This is a genomic window from Curtobacterium sp. PhB78 (assembly GCF_003751685.1).
Lineage (GTDB): Bacteria > Actinomycetota > Actinomycetes > Actinomycetales > Microbacteriaceae > Curtobacterium.
Genome location: NZ_RKIA01000006.1, coordinates 206930 through 224745, shown reverse-complemented (window position 1 = coordinate 224745; position 17816 = coordinate 206930). Strand labels below are relative to the sequence as shown.

The following is a 17816-nucleotide window of genomic DNA, read 5'->3' as shown; positions in this document are numbered from 1 at the left end:
GTCGGTGGTCAGACGAGTGCGTCGAGAGCGAACGCGGCCCCGGAACGACGCTCGCTGGCCGTCCAGAGACGCGCAGCGGCGGTCCGGTCGTGGGCGCGCGGCTCGGCACGGACCACGGCTGCGGGTCCGCGCAGCTGCATCCACCCGGCCGGTCCCCAGTACTCCCCCGAGCGCACGTCCGCGGCGACCGCAGCGTGCACGAGGGGCTCGGCACCGGCGTCCTTGCCCTGGGCGTACAGCCGCTGCGCCGGACGAGTCCACGCGGGTTCCGGGCGCGACGGTGCGACGTCCGGGCGCTCCGGCGAGAGCGCGTCGAGCGACAGCCCGGGGTGCGCGACCACGCTGGCGACGGACGAACCCGCATCCGCCAACCGCTGGGCGAGTTCGAAGCCGAACAGCATCACCGCGAGCTTGCTGCGGCCGTACTGCCGGTAGCTGGAGTAGTGGCCGACGCGGAACGGGTCGCCCGTGTCGAGGCTGGCCCACCGGTGTGCGATCGACCCGAGGTGCACGACGCGACCGCCACGCTGTTCGAGCAGCGGCATCGTCAGCGCCGTCCAGGCGAAGTGCCCCAGGTGGTTCGTGCCGATCTGCAGCTCGGTGTCCTGTGCGGTGGCGCTCGGGGTCGAGGCCCCGACGACGCCGGCGTTGTTCACGATCGCGTCGACGCCGTCCGGTTCGAGGGCCGCGAGCTCGTCGGCGGCGACACGGACGGAGTCGAGGTCGGCGAGATCGAGGTGGACGTGCGCCAACGACGCCCCGTCCACGTGCCGCCGGATGCTCTGCTCCGCCGCTGCGGCCCGACCCCGGTCGCGGGTGGCGAGCACGACCCGGTGCCCCGACGCGGCCAGCTGCTCTGCCGCGTGGTACCCGAGGCCCGCGCTCGCCCCGGTTACGACGACCGTGCGACGACCGTCAGCTGACATGCCCGGCCGACTCCATCTGCCGCAGCGCCTTCTTCAGGTCCTGCACCTCGTCGCGGAGTCGCGCGGCGAGCTCGAACTTCAGCTCGGCCGCGGCCTGCAGCATCTGGTCGTTGAGGTCGCCGATCGTCGCCTCGAGCTGGGTCGCGCCCTCGCCCGCGATGCCGCCGCGCTTCAGGTTGGGCGTGGGCGAGCGGCGACCGTCGGCACCGGGACGACCCTGCAGCAGCGCCTTGGTGTCGTCGTTCTCGCGCTGCAGCACCTCGGTGATGTCGGCGATCTTCTTGCGGAGCGGCTGCGGGTCGATGCCGCGCTCCAGGTTGTACGCGACCTGCTTCTCGCGACGACGATCGGTCTCCTCGATCGCGGTCTTCATCGAGTCGGTCATCTTGTCGGCGTACATGAGCACCTGGCCCGACACGTTGCGGGCCGCGCGACCGATCGTCTGGATGAGCGACGTGGACGACCGCAGGAAGCCTTCCTTGTCGGCGTCGAGGATGGCCACCAGGGACACCTCGGGTAGGTCGAGGCCTTCTCGCAGCAGGTTGATGCCGACGAGCACGTCGTAGACGCCCTGTCGCAGTTCGGTCAGGAGCTCGACGCGCTTGAGCGTGTCGACGTCGGAGTGCAGGTACCGCACCCGCACACCGGCGTTGCCGAGGAAGTCGGTCAACTCTTCCGCCATGCGCTTCGTCAGGGTCGTGACGAGCACGCGCTCGTCCTTGTCGACGCGCTGCTTGATCTCCTCGAGCAGGTCGTCGATCTGGCCGTCGCTCGGCTTCACCACGATCTCGGGGTCGACCAGGCCGGTCGGACGGATGATCTGCTCGACGACGCTGTCAGTGATGCCGAGCTCGTACCGACCGGGCGTCGCCGACAGGAAGACCTTCTGCCCGACGCGGTCGAGGAACTCCTCGAACCGCAGCGGACGGTTGTCGAGGGCGCTCGGCAGCCGGAACCCGTGGTCGACCAGGGTGCGCTTGCGCGAGGCGTCGCCTTCGTACATCGCGCCGATCTGCGGCACGGTGACGTGCGACTCGTCGATGACGATGAGGAAGTCGTCGGGGAAGTAGTCGATGAGGCAGTGCGGTGCCTCGCCCGCGACGCGGCCGTCCATGTGCCGCGAGTAGTTCTCGATGCCCGAGCAGAAGCCGATCTGCTCCATCATCTCGATGTCGAACGTGGTGCGCATGCGGAGCCGCTGGGCCTCGAGCAGCTTGCCCTGTCCCTCGAGCTCGGCCAGGCGCTCGGCGAGCTCCGCCTTGATGTCGACGATGGCGCGGTGCATGACGTCGGTGTCGGCGACGTAGTGCGACGCCGGGAAGATCGACACGGCGGGCAGGTCGTTGATCACGTTGCCCGTCAGCGGGTGCAGCGACGAGAGCGCTTCGACCTCGTCGCCGAACATCTCGATCCGGATGGCGTGCTCTTCGTACATCGGGATGATCTCGATGGTGTCGCCGCGCACGCGGAAGGTGCCACGGGCGAAGTCGACGTCGTTGCGCTGGTACTGCATCGAGACGAACTTGCGCACGAGCTGGTCGCGCGAGATCGTCTGCCCGACGTGCAGTGCCACCGAGGCGTTCATGTACTGCTCGGGTGTGCCGAGGCCGTAGATGCAGGACACCGTCGACACCACGACGACGTCGCGCCGGCTGAGCAGCGAGTTGGTCGTCGAGTGCCGGAGCCGCTCGACCTCGGCGTTGACCGAGGAGTCCTTCTCGATGAAGGTGTCCGTCTGCGGGACGTACGCCTCGGGCTGGTAGTAGTCGTAGTACGACACGAAGTACTCGACCGCGTTGTTCGGCATCAGACTGCGGAACTCGTTCGCCAACTGCGCGGCGAGGGTCTTGTTGTGCGCGAGCACGAGCGTCGGCCGCTGCACCTGCTCGATGAGCCAGGCGGTCGTCGCCGACTTGCCCGTACCGGTCGCACCGAGCAGCACGACGTCGGTCTCACCGGCGTTGATGCGCCCGGCGAGCTCGGCGATTGCCGCTGGCTGGTCGCCACTCGGCGTGTACTCGCTGATGACCTCGAACGGACGTACCGCTCGGGTCGGTTCGATCGCAACACCCATGGCCTCAACGGTAGTCGGCACCCCTGACACCGGCGCCCCTGCTCGCCCTGGGCGTATCGTCCTCGCCAAGCAGCCTCCAAGTCCGCTGATAACCAGCGGGCATAGCGTCCGGTCCGTTCAGCAACCCGATCGCTCCGCACGTCCCCGACGAGCCAGCACGAGCCACACCCGAAGAGGCCCCATGACGACGGCGACCCCCGCCGCACCGACGAAGGGCACCCCGTTCCGCGGACGCATCCGCGGACGAGTGCTCCTCCTGCTCTGCTTCATGTACGCGATCTCGTACATCGACCGGACGAACATCTCGACGGCGCTGCCGCACATCACCGAGGAGTTCGGCTTCAACGAGGCCACCGCGGGCCTGATCGTGTCCGCGTTCTCACTGCCCTACGCGCTGCTGCAGGTCTTCGGCGGCACGATCAGCGAGAAGTTCGGACCGCGCAAGGCCCTCTTCGTCATCACCGTGGTGTGGGGCGTCGCGACACTGTGGACCGGCTTCGCGGTCGGCTTCTGGACCCTGTTCGCGGCCCGGGCGCTCCTCGGGCTCAGCGAGGCCGCGGCGTTCCCGACCGCGACCCAGGCCATGACCCGCTGGATCCCCCGCGACCGCAACGGCTTCGCGCAGGGCGTCGTGCACTCCGCGGCCCGGCTCGGCAACGCGCTGGCCCCGCTGCTCGTCGCCTGGGTGATCGGTTCGACGGGCAGCTGGCGGTGGGCGTTCTTCGCCACGGCCGTCCTGTCTTTCGCCTGGGGCATCGTCTGGTTCGTCTGGTTCCGCGACAAGCCCGAGTCCACGAAGGGCATCACGCAGGTCGAGATCGACGAGCTCCCGCCCGTCGAGACGCGTGCGACCCGTCCGCCGGTGCCGTGGCGGCAGATGGCGCGGCAGATCCTGCCGGTGACCTTCGTCGACTTCGGCTACGGCTGGACCCTCTGGGTGTTCCTCACGTGGCTGCCGACGTTCCTCAGCTCGACCTACGGGCTCGAGATCGGCGACTTCGCGCTGTTCACCACGCTCATCCTGCTCGCCGGCGTCGTCGGGGACACGGTCGGCGGCATGCTCAGCGACCGGATCATCCACCGCGGCGGCAACACCCGGAACGCCCGCCGGACCGTCCTGGTGATCGGACTCGGCGGGTCGCTCGTCTGCCTCATCCCGCTCGTCATCGGGCAGGGCCTGCTCGTCGCGACGATCTCGCTCGCGCTGTCGTTCTTCTTCCTGGAGCTCTGCAACGCGAACCTCTGGGCGATCCCGATGGACGTCGCCCCGCAGTGGTCCGGCACCGCGTCCGGCTTCATGAACACCGGCTTCGGCATCGCCGGCGTGGTCTCCCCGATCGTCTTCGGGCTGCTCATCGACGCGTCCGGCTGGCAGCTGCCGTTCGCCCTGTCGTGCGTGCTGCTCGGCGCCGCGGCGGTCGTCGCGTGGTTCATGAAGCCGCAGCGGCTCACGTCGACGAACGGTGTCCTCGAGATCGGCACCCCCGCCGCCGAGCAGCGCACCGTCTGACCCGCGACGCGCGCTGTCAGCGGCACGCCGTGCCGAATCGGGCGTACCTGGTCGCGAGGAACGACCAGGTACGCCCGATTCCACTGCCCGCAACGGGACGCACCGGGCGTGCGCGGGGCCCTGGTGGTCCCACGAGGCGGACGGGAGGCCCGGGTCCAGGCCGACCCGCGCCTCCCGTCCGCCGCGCAGCGCGTCCACCGCCCCGAGGCGGATCCGACACCGCGCACAGCGAGCAGGAACGGGCGTACCTGATCGGAAGAACCGACCAGGGACGCCCGGAACGGACAGGTCAGCGCCGGGTGGCGCGCGCCTGACGCTGGGCGCGGGACGCGAGCGACGGCCGGCCGGTGAGCGGCACGCTCAGCGGGGTCCACCGGAACGCCTCGGTGACCGCCACGGACAGCACCACCACGAGCAGGTACGTGACGAGCGTCAGCCACGGCCGCGGCACCACGGCCTCGAGCCAGCTGTCGCCGTAGAGCAGGATCCAGATCAGGAACGGGTGGCTCAGGAAGATCCCGAACGACCGGTCCGAGGCGTAGTCGACGAAGCGCGCGACCGAGCTGCCGGGGCGCCGACGATCCGCCCAGCGCGCACCGATCGCCAGGAAGCCCACGAACACCGCGGTGCTCCACACGGCCTCGATCGGTTGCAGTGGCGTGCCGGCGGCGTAGAGCGACTGGCCGACGGCGACCTGGAGCGCCCAGACGCCGAGCGTCAGCGCGCCGACGCCGGCGAACGCCCAGAGCACGGCCCGGCGGTGCACCCGGATGAACCGGAGGAACGCGTCGGCGTGGTCGGCGGCGATCGCCCCGGAGACGATGAAGAACACGTACGAGAAGAAGAACTGCTTCTGGTAGCCGTGCAGCCAGGCGTCGCTCGCCGGGAAGTACTTGTAGCCGGCGAACACGACGAGCTGCACCACCAGCGCCACGACGAGCGTCGTGACGTGGTGCCCACGGGTCTTCCGGACCAGCCACACGATGACCGGTAACAGCAGGTACACCTGCATGGTCACGAGCAGGAAGTACAGGTGGTACCAGGACGAGCCGGTGACGATGCCCTCGGCGAGGGTGCGCACCAGGTCGGGCACGTCGCCCCGACGGGTGCTGCTGAGGAGCCAGCTCGAGCCGACGTACACGAACGACCACGCCAGGTACGGCACCCCGACGAGCAGGAACCGCTTCGGCCAGAACTGCGCCATCGGCCGCGGTCGCAGCGTGTAGCTGTAGACGAGCACGAACGCCGTCAGCGAGAAGAAGACGAGCCGGGTGAAGTGCAGCAGGGCGAGCAGCGCGTTCAGGCCGACGTCGTCGGAGGCGGCGGTGTGGCTGGTGGTGTGCACGCCGATGACGCAGGCGAAGGTCAGGATCCGGAGGACGTCGACCTCGTACAGGTGGCGTGGCTTGCCCGCCGCGGTGCGGGTCGGGGTCTGGACCTGCGGCTGTGGCTGTGGCTGGGCCTGCGGCTGCGGCTGCGGCTGGGCCCGTGGCTGCGGCTGAGCGCCGGTCACGACGGCTGCGCCATCGTCCGCACCTTCGCCCGCTGCACCTTGCCGGTGGGCGCGCGCGGCAGGTCGGGGACCACGATGATCTCGACGGGGCGGCGGAAGCGGGTCAGGTGGGCCTCGGCGCGCGCGGTCAGGTCGGCGACGAGCGCAGCGGCGTCCGCTGCGTCGGCTGCGTCCGCTGCGTCCTGCTGCAGGATCACGTACGCCACCGGGACGGCCCCGAGCACGTCGTCCGGCCGCCCGACCACCACGGCTTCGAGCACCCGGGGATCGCCGAGCAGGACGTCCTCGACCTCGGAGGGGTAGACCTTCTCGCCGCCACGGTTGATGACGTCGTCGGAGCGTCCGGCGAGCGAGACCCAGCCGTCCGCAGCGACGGACCCCACATCTCCCGTGCTCAGCCAGCCGTCGGAGTCGAAGCGGTCCGCCGCGCGTCCGAACAGGTAGCGCCCGACGATCCCCGGGCCGCGCACCCACAGTGCACCGACCTCGTCGGCGGGCAGGGCGGCGCCGTCCTCGCCGCGTGCCTGCACCTCGGACCCGACGGTCACGCCGACGGTCCCGGGGCGAGCGGGCGCGTCCAGCGGTGTCGCGGTGATCTGCGACGCACCTTCGGTCATCCCCCAGCTCACGACGAGCGGGACGTCCCCGAGTGCCGTGCGCACCGGGTCGGGCAGCGGTGCCGAAGCACTCCGGACGAACCGGAGGCCCTCCGGGAAGTCCAACGGCCCGGTCTTCGCGAGCACGGCGAGGATCGCCGGCACCGCGTTCAGCCAGGTGATGCGCCGCTCGGCGAGCAGTTCCCAGAACCCGGTCCGCCGGAAGCGCACGTCGAGCACGAGCGTTGCCCCGGCGACGAGCGTCGCCAACAGGCCGACGACCTCGGCGTTGACGTGGAACAGCGGCAGCGAGTTGAACCCGCGGTCGCGGCCGGTCAACCCGTTGTGCCGCGCGACCGCCCGCGCGACGAACAGCAGCTGCGACTCCGGCAGCTCGACGCCCTTCGGAGCGCCGGTCGACCCGGAGGTGAAGAGCACCACGGACCCCTCGCCCGGTGCGTCCGGACTCTGCGTGGGCACGTCACCGTCACGGACGGCGGCCGGGAGGAACGTGGCCGCGTCGATCCCGCTGGCGGGCACTCCGGGGACGGTCCCGTCCACGGCGCGGTCCGACACCACGATCGAGGCCCCGCCGATCAGGTCTGCGAGACGGCCCGGCTCGGTCGCCGGCTGTCCGGTGTCCACCGGGACGGCGCGGCGCCCGGTCGCCACGGCGGTCAGGTGCACCACGGCGAACGCGAGGGGGTCGCCGACGTCGACGAGGACGGCTCCGGAGGCGGGCACGCCGATGGCGTCGAACGTCGCGGACCAGGTGGTCACGGCGTCCTCGAGCGCTCGGTAGGTCAGGACGCGCGCAGAACGGGCGTCCTCCAGGTAGGGGCGCTCGGGGCTCTCCGCCGCGCGGTCGCGGATGAGCGAGCGCAGGTCGGGTTCTCCGTCGACGGGCTGCACCAGCAGAGGCTATTGCGCGAGCCTATGAGCCGTCAGAGGGGAACCGGTGCAGCATCCACTGCCAGAGCGCGGTCATCCGGGGTTCCCCGTCCGGTCCGAGCGGCGTGGAGTCCTTGATGATGAACGAGTGCGCCTTCCCCCGGCCCCGGACGTCGGTCAGGATCGCGTGCGGGTCCGCGCCGGCGAGCGGAGGATCGGTGTCCGTCCGGAAGGGGCCGTCGACGCCGTCGATCCCGAGCACCCGCCACGACCCGGTGATCCGCGGGCCGAAGGTGTCGCGGACGTCGTCGACGGCGTACATCCGGGCGACGGGGGTCTTGCCGGGGCGGTTCATCCACGCCGCGTGCGACGGACCCCGTGACTCGACGGGCGACGAGAACATCAGTGCCCCGCGGACGGACCGGATGTGGGCGATGTACGCCGCCTCGCCGCCGCCCTGGGAGTGCCCGGCCACGACGATGTCCTGCCAGGCGATGTCGTCGTCGCCCTGCACGAAGCGGCCCCACCCGCCGTCGGGGTCGTGGTCGTCGAGGTAGGCCACCGCGTCACGGAAGCGCGACACGATCGACCCGGCGGGCGTCACCGAACTGAACTCGGACTGACGGGTGCCGTCGAACCGGTTGCGCTGCACCATGCCGTAGCAGCGGGCGTCGGCCTCGCACGTGCCGGACAGGGTGCGACCGAGGTTCCAGTAGTCCAGCCCGAGCACGTGGTACCCGTCCGCCAGGGCCTGCCCGAGGAACCGCTGGTACTCCGCCGGGCGGGACCTCGTCGCGGGCAGGAACAGCAGTAGAGGGCCGTCGGCCGAGGTGCGGGCGGCGAAGTCGTCGCGGTTCGGGGTGAGCCGCTCGCCGCCCACGGTGCCGAGCCGGAAGCGGTGGAACTCCCCCTCGGGTCCGCGCTCATCGCCCGACGGTGGCTCGTCGGCGTGCGAGCGGTCGATCGTGGGGACGCGGCCCTCGTCCTCGATGCGCTGCGCACCGAGCAGGTTCGCTGCCACCAGCGCACCGCCGCCGATCGCGACGAGCACGATCGCGGCGAGGACGAGCAGCAGACGGTGCTTCACGAGGTGATCCGCGACCACACCTCGTCGGCCGATCGGATCGTCTGGTCGAGGGTGCCCGTCGCGTCGACGACGTGGTCGGCGAGGGCGAGTCGGTCGGCGTCGCTCGCCTGTGCGGCCACCCGGCGCTCGGCCTCGTCGCGTTCCATGGCACGGTGCTCCACCAGCCGCTCGATGCGCTGCGCAGCGGGGGCGTCGACGACCACGACCGCATCGAACCGGAGCGGGCGGGATCCGCGGGCCTCGGCGAGCAGGGGTACGTCGTACACGACGACCGCGTCCGGGTCGGCGGCCTCGGCCGCGTCGAAGGCACGCTGGGCGAGCCGCCAGACCTCGGGGTGGGTGATCGCCTCGAGGTCCTTGCGTGCCGCCGGGTCGGAGAACACGATCGCTCCGAGCGCGGGACGGTCGAGCGAGCCGTCGGCCGCGATCACCGAATGACCGAAGCGCTCGGCGACCTGCGCGAGCCCGGGGCTGCCGGGTGCGACGGCGTCCCGTGCCAGCCGGTCGGCATCGACGACGATGCCGCCGTGCTCCGCCCACCGCTTGGAGACCGTCGACTTGCCCGCGGCGATGCCGCCCGTGAGACCGATGATGCGCACTGCGACAGGCTAACGACCCGCAGCGTGGAAACGCCGGAAGCCCGGCACCCCCTGGGGGATGCCGGGCTTCCGGTCAGTGCGACTCGCTCGATCAGTTGGTCGAGCTGAGCTTCTCGCGGAGCGCCGCCAGCGAAGCGTCGTCGGCGAGGGGGCTTGCACCACCGGTCTCGCTCGAGAACGACGACGAAGAGGAAGCGGACGACGTCGATGCGCCGGCCGGGAGGTCGAAGCCACCCTTTTCCTCGTCGGCGATGGTCTTCGCGACCTGCGCCTTGTGGGCTTCCCAACGACCCTGGGCGGCCGCGTACTGGCCCTCCCACTCGGTGCGCTGGGTGTCGTAGCCCTCGAGCCACTCGTTCGTCTCCGGGTCGAAGCCGTCCGGGTACTTGTAGTCACCCTTGTCGTCGTACTCGGTCGGCATGCCGTAGAGCGCCGGGTCGAACTCGGTGCCCTCGGGGTCCACGCCCTCGTTCGCCTGCTTGAGGCTGAGCGAGATGCGGCGACGGTCGAGGTCGATGTCGATGATCTTGACGAAGACCTCGTCGTTGACCGAGACGACCTGCTCGGCGAGCTCGACGTGCTTGTTCGAGAGCTCGGAGATGTGCACCAGGCCCTCGATGCCGTCGGCAACGCGGACGAAGGCACCGAACGGGACGAGCTTCGTGACCTTGCCCGGTGCGATCTGACCGATCGCGTGGGTGCGGGCGAAGACCTGCCACGGGTCCTCCTGCGTCGCCTTGAGCGAGAGCGACACGCGCTCACGGTCCAGGTCGACCTCGAGGATCTCGACGGTGACTTCCTGACCGACCTCGACGACCTCGCTGGCGTGCTCGATGTGCTTCCAGCTGAGCTCGGAGACGTGGACGAGACCGTCGACTCCGCCGAGGTCCACGAACGCACCGAAGTTGACGATCGAGGACACGATGCCCTTGCGGACCTGGCCCTTGTGCAGGTTGTTGAGGAACGTGGTCCGGGACTCGGACTGCGTCTGCTCGAGGAGCGCACGGCGCGACAGGACCACGTTGTTGCGGTTCTTGTCGAGCTCGAGGATCTTCGCCTCGATCTCCTGGCCGAGGTACGGCGTGAGGTCGCGGACGCGACGGAGCTCGATGAGCGAGGCGGGGAGGAAGCCGCGGAGACCGATGTCGACGATCAGGCCACCCTTGACGACCTCGATGACCGTGCCGGTCACGACGCCGTCGGACTCCTTGATCTTCTCGACGTCGCCCCATGCGCGCTCGTACTGCGCACGCTTCTTGGACAGGATGAGGCGGCCTTCCTTGTCCTCCTTCTGGAGGACCAGGGCCTCGACCTCGTCGCCGACCTTGACGACCTCGTTGGGGTCGACGTCGTGCTTGATCGAGAGCTCGCGCGAGGGGATGACGCCCTCGGTCTTGTAACCGACGTCGAGGAGGACCTCGTCGCGGTCGATCTTCACGACGGTGCCGGAGATGAGATCACCGTCGTTGAAGAACTTCAGGGTCTTCTCGACCTCGGCCAGGAAGTCATCAGCCGAACCGATGTCGTTGATGGCGACCTGCTTAGGAGCCTTGGTCGTAGTGGTTGTCATGTAGAGATTGCTCCGAACGGACATGAGTCGGGCCGTGGCGTGCGGGGAGTCGAAGACCCCCGTGGTGCTCCGCCGTGGCGATTGATTGAGTGGCGCGGATTGCGCCGCACAAGTCTAACCGCACCGGCGGAGCCCCCACAACCGGGCGTGTCACCCGCGCGTCAGCCGAGCAGCGCGCTCCGCAGCGTGTCGAGACCGATGCTGCCGAGGGCGAGCGCGCGACGGTGGAACGACTTCAGGTCGAAGTCGGCGCCTTCGCGGGCGGCAACCTCGTCGCGGATCGACTCCCACACGCGCTGGCCCACCTTGTACGACGGCGCCTGTCCTGGCCACCCGAAGTACCGCGCGACCTCGAACTGCACGAACGCGTCGTCCATGTTCACGTTCTCGCGCATGAAGTCGAGGGCGTACTCCCACGTCCAGCCGCCGCCGTCCGGGTTGGTCTTCTGCAGGTGCACGCCGATGTCGAGCACCACGCGCGCGGCACGCATGCGCTGGCCGTCGAGCATGCCAAGCCGGTCGCCGTCGTCGTCGAGGAACCCGAGCTGCTCCATCAGGCGCTCGGCGTAGAGCGCCCAGCCCTCGACGTGCCCGGACGAGCCGGACAGCTGGCGACGCCACGTGTTCAGCTCACCGCGGTTGTAGACGCCCTGGCTGATCTGCAGGTGGTGGCCGGGGACGCCCTCGTGGTAGACGGTCGTCTTCTCGCGCCAGGTGCCGAACTCGGTGACGCCCTCGGGCACCGACCACCACATCCGGCCAGCGCGCGAGAAGTCGTCGGACGGCCCGCTGTAGTAGATGCCGCCCTCCTGCGTCGGGGCGATGCGGCACTCCAGCCGGCGGATCGGGTCCGGGATGTCGAAGTACGTGCCGGCCATCGCCGCGACGGAGGCGTCGCTCGTCTCCTGCATCCAGCGCTGCAGGGCGTCCGTGCCGTGCAGGATCCGCGACGGGTCGGTGTCCAGCACCTCGATCGCCCGGGCCACGCTCGCACCCGGCTCGATCCGGTCCGCGATCCGCTCCTGCTCGTCGCGCATGCGGGCGAGTTCCTCAAGGCCCCACTCGTACGTCTCGTCGAGGTCGACGACGGCACCGAGGAACCGGCGGGAGTGCAGCTCGTAGGCCTCGCGCCCGACGGCGTCGACCGGGGTGGCGAGCGGCAGCAGCTCGTGCTCGAGGAACTGCCCGAGGCTCCGGTACGCGGCCGAGGCGACCTCGGCCCCACGGGTCAGCTCGGCACGGAGCGAGTCCGGCACGGGAGAGCCGTCGTCGAACGCCGCACCCTCGGCGAGCCGGCGGAAGAAGCCGTCCTCGGCACCGTTGCGGGCGGCCTGTTCCGCGACCAGGGCGACCTGCCGCTTCGCCGGGGTCACGTCCTCGCGCGTGCCCTCGAGCAGGGTCTCGCGGATGCCCTCGAGCGCGTCCGGCAGCGCGTGCAGTCGGCTGGCGACGTCGTGCCAGTCCGACTCGGTCGCCGTCGGCATCAGGTCGATGATCTCGCGGACCGACTGGGCCGGGCTCGCGATCACGTTGAGGTCGCGGAGGTGCAGCTTCCGCGCGTACGACTCCTGCACCAGGTCGAGTTCGGCGCCGAGGTCCGCCTTCGTGACCTCGTCGACGGGGTCCACCGCGACCGCAGCGTCGAGCGTGCGCTTCGCGGCCCGTGCCGCGTCGGCCAGGGCGGCCGCGCCGGCGGGCGAGGTGTCGCCGTACTCCCCCGTGCGACCCGGCACACCGATGTACGTGGCCGTCGTCGGGTCGAGGTCGACGAGGGTGGCGACCCATCCCTCGGCCACGTGGTCGACGGCGGTCTGCTGGCGGACGGGACGCTCTTCGCTCATGCTCCGACCCTATCGACCGGCTCGGACGACGGACAGCGGTCCTAGGATCGTGGCCACCGGGACCGTCCGGTCAGAGGAAAGGATGTTGCATGTCCGAACACGATGGTCGCTGGACCGAGGGCACGCCCTGCTGGTCCGACCTGGGTGTGCCCGACGTGGACGCGGCCCGCACCTTCTACACGGACGTGTTCGGGTGGCACGTCGAGGACGGCCCCGCCGAGGCCGGTGGGTACGTCACGGCGCTCCTCGGTGGCCGCCCGGTCGCCGGGATCGGTCCGCTCACGGGCGAGGGACAGCCACCGAGCTGGACGGCGTACCTCGCCACCGACGACGTCTATGCCATCACCGCTCGCGTCATCACCGCAGGCGGCAGCGTCCTGACACCCGCGTTCGACGTGCTCGATGCCGGTCGGATGGCGATCGCCGCCGACCCGACGGGTGCGGTCGTGGGACTTTGGCAGGCAGGGGCGCACGACGGCTCCGGTCGGGTCAACGAGCCCGGTGCTCCGTGCTGGGCCGAGGTGCACACGCGCGACGCCGAGGCGGCGAAGGCCTTCTACACGGCCCTGTTCGGCTGGTCGTACGACGTGTTCGGCGATCCGTCGGAGCCCTACGCCTCGGCGAAGCTGCCCGGAGCGCCCGCCGAGGCCGACCCGGTCGCCGGCGTCTTCGCGCCACCAGGCGGCCTGCCGGAGGGCGTCCCGGCGTACTGGTTGACGTGGTTCGGCTCGGACGACACCGACGGGACCGTCGACTTGGCCGTCCAGCGGGGCGGGACCGCCCTGATGGAACCGTTCGACAGCCCGTTCGGGCGCTCGGCGATCGTGCTCGGCCCCCAGGGCGAGGTGTTCGGCGTCGTCGCGATGCCGGCCTGAGGTCCCGGCCACGAACGGACGGGAGGCCCGGTGCCAGCTGGCACCGGGCCTCCCGTCCGTTCTGTGGTCGCGTCGCGACCCGCGGTCAGTGCGCCGCGCTCTCCCAGTTCGCGCCGAGACCGACCGAGACGTCGAGCGGCACGGTGAGTTCGGCGGCGTTGCCCATCCGGGTGCGGAGGATCTCCTCGACGCGGTCCTGTTCGCCGGGCGCGACCTCGAGGATGAGCTCGTCGTGCACCTGGAGCAGCAGGTGCGACTCGAGTCCGCCGTCGCGCAGGTCCTGGTCGACGCCGAGCATCGCGATCTTCATGATGTCGGCCGCCGAGCCCTGGATCGGCGCGTTCAACGCGGCGCGCTCGGCGTTCTCGCGCAGGACGCGGTTCGGGCTCTTCAGGTCCGGGAACGGCCGGCGACGACCGAAGATCGTCTCGGTGTAGCCGTCCTCGCGCGCCTGCTCGACGACGTTGCGCAGGTAGTCGCGCACGGCGCCGAAGCGGGCGAAGTACTCGGTCATGAGCGTCCGGGCCTCGGACTGCTCGATGCGGAGCTGCTTCGACAGCCCGAACGCGCTCAGCCCGTAGGCCAGGCCGTACGACATCGCCTTGACCTTGGTGCGCATCTCGGCGGAGACCTCGGCCGGCTCGACGCCGAACACGCGGGCGCCGACGAAGCGGTGCAGGTCCTCGCCCTCGTTGAAGGCCTGGATGAGACCGGGGTCGCCGGACAGGTGCGCCATGATGCGCATCTCGATCTGCGAGTAGTCGGCCGTGATGAGCGTCGTGTACGGCTCCGCGACGGCGAACGCCGACCGGACCCGGCGTCCGACCGCGGTCTTCACCGGGATGTTCTGCAGGTTCGGGTCGGTCGACGAGATGCGGCCGGTGCTGCTGCCGGTCTGCTCGTACCGGGTGTGGATGCGCCCGTCGACGATCGCCGCGTCGAGCGTGTCGACGATCTGGCGGAGCTTCGTGGCGTCGCGGTGCTGCAGCAGCAGGCCGAGGAACGGGTGCGGGTGCTGCTCCTGCAGGTCGGCCAGGCTCGCGGCGTCGGTCGAGAACCCGGTCTTCGTCTTGCGGGTCTTGGGCATCGCGAGCTCGGTGAACAGGACTTCCTGCAGCTGCTTCGGGGAACCGAGGTTCACCTCGTGCCCGATCTCGGCGAACGCCTGCTGCGCCAGGTCGGCGGCACGCTCCCCCAGTTCCTTCGACAGCCCCGTGAGCACCGGGCGGTCGATGCCGACACCGATCGTCTCCATGCTCGCGAGCACCGACACCAGCGGGAGCTCGATGTCGTCGAGGACCTTGAGCGACGACTCGTCGATCCGGGCACGGAGCGCCGTGGTGACCCGCAGGACGAACCAGGCGTGCACGCCGACGTTCACCGGGTCGGTCTCCGGCACGAGCTGGTTCGGGTCGGCCGTGGGGAGCTCTTCGCCGAGCTCCTGGTAGACGAGGTCGGCCAGGGGCTGCCCCTGCTTGCCGGGCTGGGCGAGCCACCCCGTGATGCGGGCGTCGCCGGCGATGCCGTTCACGACGAAGCCCGCGGTCGCGAGCACCTTGATCGCGGTCTTGGCGTCGTGGAAGTGCTTCGGGGCGTCGGAGGCGAACCAGGCCGACAGCTGCTCGTAGTCCTTCGCACCGCTGCCACCGGGCACCTGGACGGCGTCGTCGTGGGTGGCGATGCCGATGGTGCTGAGTCGGCCGTCGATGACCTCGACCGCGACGCCGTAGCCGTTCGCCGCCTCGGACGCGTTGCGGCGCTCGAGCCAGTACCCGAGTTCCTCGTCGATCAGGGTCTTCACCGACGGCGGGGTCGCGGCGCCGTCGGTCACCCCGCCCTCGGCCGGCTGCTCGGACGGTTCGCCGGAGCCGGCGACCTTGAAGACGCGGTCGAGCAGCGTGCGGAACTGCAGCTTGGCGAACAGCTCGCGCACGGCGGTCTCGTCGAGGGGCCGCAGCGCGACGTCGGCCGGACCGACGGGCAGTTCGACGTCGGTGACCAGGCGGTTCAGTCGGCGGTTGCGGACGGCACGGTCCTGCTGCTCGCGCAGGTTGTTGCCGACGACGCCCTTGATCTCGTCGGCGTGTTCGAGGACCCCCTCGAGCGAGCCGTACTGCGTGACCCACTTGACCGCGGTCTTCTCGCCGACCTTGTCGATGCCGATCAGGTTGTCGCTGGTCTCGCCGACGAGCGCGGCGATGTCCGGGTACTGGTGCGGCTCGATGCCGTAGCGCTCGTACACCTTGTCGCGGTCGTACCGGGTGAGCTCGGAGACGCCACGGACCGACGGGTACAGGAGTGTCACGTCGTCGTTGACGAGCTGGATGGCGTCGCGGTCGCCGGAGACGACGTACACCTGGTAACCCTGCGCAGCACCCTGGGACGACAGGGTCGCGAGGATGTCGTCAGCCTCGTAGTCCTCCTTCGTCACCGTCGTGATGCCCATCGCCTCGAGCGCCTGTTGCAGCAGCGGGATCTGCCCCTTGAACTCGGCCGGGGTCTCGGAGCGGGTGCCCTTGTACGCCTCGTACTCACGGGTGCGGAACGAGAACCGGGAGATGTCGAACGCCACCGCCAAGTGCGTCGGCTTCTCGCGCTGCAGGAGCATGAGCAGCATCGAGATGAAGCCGTGGATGGCGTTCGTGTGCTGCCCGTCGCGGTTCACGAAACTGTCGACCGGCAGGGCGTAGAAGGCCCGGAAGGCGAGCGAGTGGCCGTCGATGACCATGAGGGTAGGCTTTGCGGAGTCCGACACCCGGACAGCCTACCGACGCCATCCGACACGGGAGTTCGAGCGCGTGACCGACGAAGCCACCATCACCGGGAACGTCGACGAGCGGCTCGCTGCCCGCGGGATGGGCGAGCTCGCCGACAAGATGGGCATGGTCATCACCGAGATGTCGGCCGACCGCGCTGTCGGCAGCATCCCGGTCGAGGGCAACCGTCAACCGGTCGGCCTGCTGCACGGGGGCGCCTACGTCGTCCTCGCCGAGAGCCTCGGTTCGATGGCCGCCAACGTGCACGCCGGCGAGGGCCGCTACGCCGTCGGCATCGAGCTGAACGCCTCGCACACCCAGAGCGCCACGTCCGGCACCGTCACCGGTGTCTGCACCGCGATCCACCTCGGCAACACGCTCACCACGCACGAGATCGTGCTCACCGACGACCAGGGGCGCCGCTGCTCCACCGTCCGCATCACCAACCTCATCCGCGAGGCACGCTGAACTGCGAACAGCGCTGAACCCCTCGCACGCACGCAGGGAGTCCGCCATGGACTGGAAGATCGAACTCGTCATGGTCCCCGTCAGCGACGTCGACCGGGCCCGCGAGTTCTACGAACGCATCGGCTTCACGATCGACCACGACCAGCGTGTGTCCGACGACGTACGGTTCGTGCAGGCCACCCCGCCCGGGTCGGCGTGCTCGATCGCGTTCGGCGAGGGCATCATGTCCCCCGACGTCCAGCCCGGGTCGCTGAAGTCCGTCCAGGTGGTGGTCCCCGACGCCGACGAGGCCCTCGCCCACCTGCAGGGGCTCGGCGTGAACGCGATCGGTGTCGACGAACTGGCCTGGGGTCGCTTCGTCTTCTTCACCGACCCGGACGGCAACGCTTGGACACTCCAGCAGTTGCCCGCGCGCGGCTGAGGCGCCGAGCGCTCAGTCCTCGGGCGGACGCTGCAGCAGCAGCCGTGCGTCGCCGAAGCCGAGCCGCCGGTAGAGCCGCTCCCCGTCGACGCTCGAGTGCACCGAGGTCCGCTCGACACCGAGGTCGTCCGCGATGTCGAGCAGCGCGGTGACGAGTCGTCCGGCGACGCCGAGCCCGCGCAGGTCGGGGTGCACGTAGACGGTCTGCACGTCGGCGGTCAGGCGTCGCCCCGGCCGGTCCGGGGTCGGCGGCCGGGCGACGAGTCCGAGCCACGCCATGCCGAGCACCGCACCGTCGCGCTCCGCGACCACGCACCGGTGCGTGTCCGGGATTTCGAGTGCGAAGGCTGTCATGGCCGCGCGGTAGTCGTCCGGCGTCGCGGCCGGCTCGGCGCCGCCCTCGCCGACACTCCACCGCCACCGCAGGTCGGCCACCGCTGGCATGTCGTCAGGCCGGGAGGCCCGGATCACCACGTCGTCCATGGCTCCAGCCTGCCAGGTGGTCACCTCCACCGCCCCACGCGCCCGTGGCCGCGAGTGCATGCGTCCGCACACTCCGACAGAACACGCGTCGATCGACCGGTGTCGTGTCGCAACATGCACACGCACAAGATGCGTTCGCACACTGCGACAGAACGCGCGTCGATCGACCGGTGTCGTGTCGCAACATGCACACGCACCGAGCGCCC

General features: G+C 70.4%; 14 protein-coding genes. 4 read left to right on the top strand and 10 right to left on the bottom strand.

Annotation, left to right across the window (positions count from 1 at the left end; genetic code table 11):
* Nucleotides 1-8: 8 nt before the first annotated feature.
* Entirely contained in the window at nucleotides 9-926 is a 918-nt protein-coding gene (locus EDF53_RS15350; RefSeq protein WP_123294368.1) for an SDR family NAD(P)-dependent oxidoreductase, read from the bottom strand.
* A complete protein-coding gene (uvrB, locus tag EDF53_RS15345; protein ID WP_111084166.1) occupies nucleotides 916-2988 on the bottom strand; it encodes an excinuclease ABC subunit UvrB in 2073 nt (690 codons plus the stop codon). The genes EDF53_RS15350 and uvrB overlap by 11 nt, the downstream gene beginning before the upstream one ends.
* A gap of 193 nt (nucleotides 2989-3181) precedes the next feature.
* Between uvrB and EDF53_RS15340 the strand changes: the two genes are divergently transcribed.
* Nucleotides 3182-4510 (top strand): MFS transporter, encoded by a 1329-nt coding sequence (locus tag EDF53_RS15340; RefSeq protein WP_123294367.1) that lies wholly within the window; start codon nucleotides 3182-3184, stop codon nucleotides 4508-4510.
* A gap of 289 nt (nucleotides 4511-4799) precedes the next feature.
* Here the strand turns inward: EDF53_RS15340 and EDF53_RS15335 are convergent, their stop codons facing one another.
* The 6 genes from EDF53_RS15335 to EDF53_RS15310 all read right to left on the bottom strand — a co-directional run bounded on the left by EDF53_RS15335 (nucleotide 4800) and on the right by EDF53_RS15310 (nucleotide 12607).
* Nucleotides 4800-6023, bottom strand: coding sequence for an acyltransferase (locus EDF53_RS15335; protein WP_123294366.1), 1224 nt, complete (start codon nucleotides 6021-6023; stop codon nucleotides 4800-4802).
* Nucleotides 6020-7531: a class I adenylate-forming enzyme family protein gene (locus EDF53_RS15330; RefSeq protein WP_123294365.1), complete on the bottom strand. Its 1512-nt coding sequence runs from the start codon at nucleotides 7529-7531 to the stop codon at nucleotides 6020-6022. The genes EDF53_RS15335 and EDF53_RS15330 overlap by 4 nt, the downstream gene beginning before the upstream one ends.
* Before the next feature lie 22 nt (nucleotides 7532-7553).
* Nucleotides 7554-8597, bottom strand: coding sequence for a BPSS1187 family protein (locus EDF53_RS15325; protein WP_148058368.1), 1044 nt, complete (start codon nucleotides 8595-8597; stop codon nucleotides 7554-7556).
* Nucleotides 8594-9196 carry a dephospho-CoA kinase gene (coaE, locus tag EDF53_RS15320; RefSeq protein ID WP_123294363.1) on the bottom strand — a complete coding sequence of 201 codons (603 nt, stop codon included), beginning with the start codon at nucleotides 9194-9196 and terminating at the stop codon, nucleotides 8594-8596. The genes EDF53_RS15325 and coaE overlap by 4 nt, the downstream gene beginning before the upstream one ends.
* A 91-nt stretch (nucleotides 9197-9287) precedes the next feature.
* Complete coding sequence (gene rpsA, locus EDF53_RS15315; protein WP_111083948.1) at nucleotides 9288-10766, bottom strand: 30S ribosomal protein S1; 1479 nt, start codon at nucleotides 10764-10766, stop codon at nucleotides 9288-9290.
* A gap of 161 nt (nucleotides 10767-10927) precedes the next feature.
* On the bottom strand, nucleotides 10928-12607 hold the full coding sequence (locus EDF53_RS15310; protein WP_123294362.1) for a DUF885 domain-containing protein: 1680 nt from the start codon (nucleotides 12605-12607) through the stop codon (nucleotides 10928-10930).
* An 89-nt stretch (nucleotides 12608-12696) separates the two neighbouring features.
* Here EDF53_RS15310 and EDF53_RS15305 point away from each other — a divergent pair, with 89 nt between their 5' ends.
* Nucleotides 12697-13482, top strand: a complete 786-nt coding sequence (locus tag EDF53_RS15305) for a VOC family protein (protein ID WP_123294361.1) — start codon at nucleotides 12697-12699, stop codon at nucleotides 13480-13482.
* An 85-nt stretch (nucleotides 13483-13567) separates the two neighbouring features.
* Here EDF53_RS15305 and polA read toward each other — a convergent pair whose 3' ends face one another.
* Complete coding sequence (gene polA, locus EDF53_RS15300; RefSeq protein ID WP_123294360.1) at nucleotides 13568-16237, bottom strand: DNA polymerase I; 2670 nt, start codon at nucleotides 16235-16237, stop codon at nucleotides 13568-13570.
* Between the two features lie 100 nt (nucleotides 16238-16337).
* Between polA and EDF53_RS15295 the strand changes: the two genes are divergently transcribed.
* Nucleotides 16338-16706, top strand: a complete 369-nt coding sequence (locus tag EDF53_RS15295; protein WP_123294450.1) for a PaaI family thioesterase — start codon at nucleotides 16338-16340, stop codon at nucleotides 16704-16706.
* Nucleotides 16707-16752: 46 nt separating this feature from the next.
* Nucleotides 16753-17127 carry a VOC family protein gene (locus EDF53_RS15290; RefSeq protein WP_123294359.1) on the top strand — a complete coding sequence of 125 codons (375 nt, stop codon included), beginning with the start codon at nucleotides 16753-16755 and terminating at the stop codon, nucleotides 17125-17127.
* A 12-nt stretch (nucleotides 17128-17139) separates the two neighbouring features.
* Here EDF53_RS15290 and EDF53_RS15285 read toward each other — a convergent pair whose 3' ends face one another.
* Nucleotides 17140-17610 carry a GNAT family N-acetyltransferase gene (locus EDF53_RS15285; protein WP_185021075.1) on the bottom strand — a complete coding sequence of 157 codons (471 nt, stop codon included), beginning with the start codon at nucleotides 17608-17610 and terminating at the stop codon, nucleotides 17140-17142.
* Nucleotides 17611-17816 lie beyond the last annotated feature (206 nt).

Excerpts from the sequence above, each read along its gene's own strand:
- EDF53_RS15350 (WP_123294368.1), bottom strand. The coding sequence starts at position 926 with ATGTCAGCTGACGGTCGTCGCACGGTCGTCGTAACCGGGGCGAGCGCG.
- EDF53_RS15340 (WP_123294367.1), top strand. The coding sequence starts at position 3,182 with ATGACGACGGCGACCCCCGCCGCACCGACGAAGGGCACCCCGTTCCGC.
- rpsA (WP_111083948.1), bottom strand. The coding sequence starts at position 10,766 with ATGACAACCACTACGACCAAGGCTCCTAAGCAGGTCGCCATCAACGAC.
- EDF53_RS15310 (WP_123294362.1), bottom strand. The coding sequence starts at position 12,607 with ATGAGCGAAGAGCGTCCCGTCCGCCAGCAGACCGCCGTCGACCACGTG.
- EDF53_RS15305 (WP_123294361.1), top strand. The coding sequence starts at position 12,697 with ATGTCCGAACACGATGGTCGCTGGACCGAGGGCACGCCCTGCTGGTCC.
- EDF53_RS15295 (WP_123294450.1), top strand. The coding sequence starts at position 16,338 with ATGGGCGAGCTCGCCGACAAGATGGGCATGGTCATCACCGAGATGTCG.
- EDF53_RS15290 (WP_123294359.1), top strand. The coding sequence starts at position 16,753 with ATGGACTGGAAGATCGAACTCGTCATGGTCCCCGTCAGCGACGTCGAC.
- EDF53_RS15285 (WP_185021075.1), bottom strand. The coding sequence starts at position 17,610 with ATGGACGACGTGGTGATCCGGGCCTCCCGGCCTGACGACATGCCAGCG.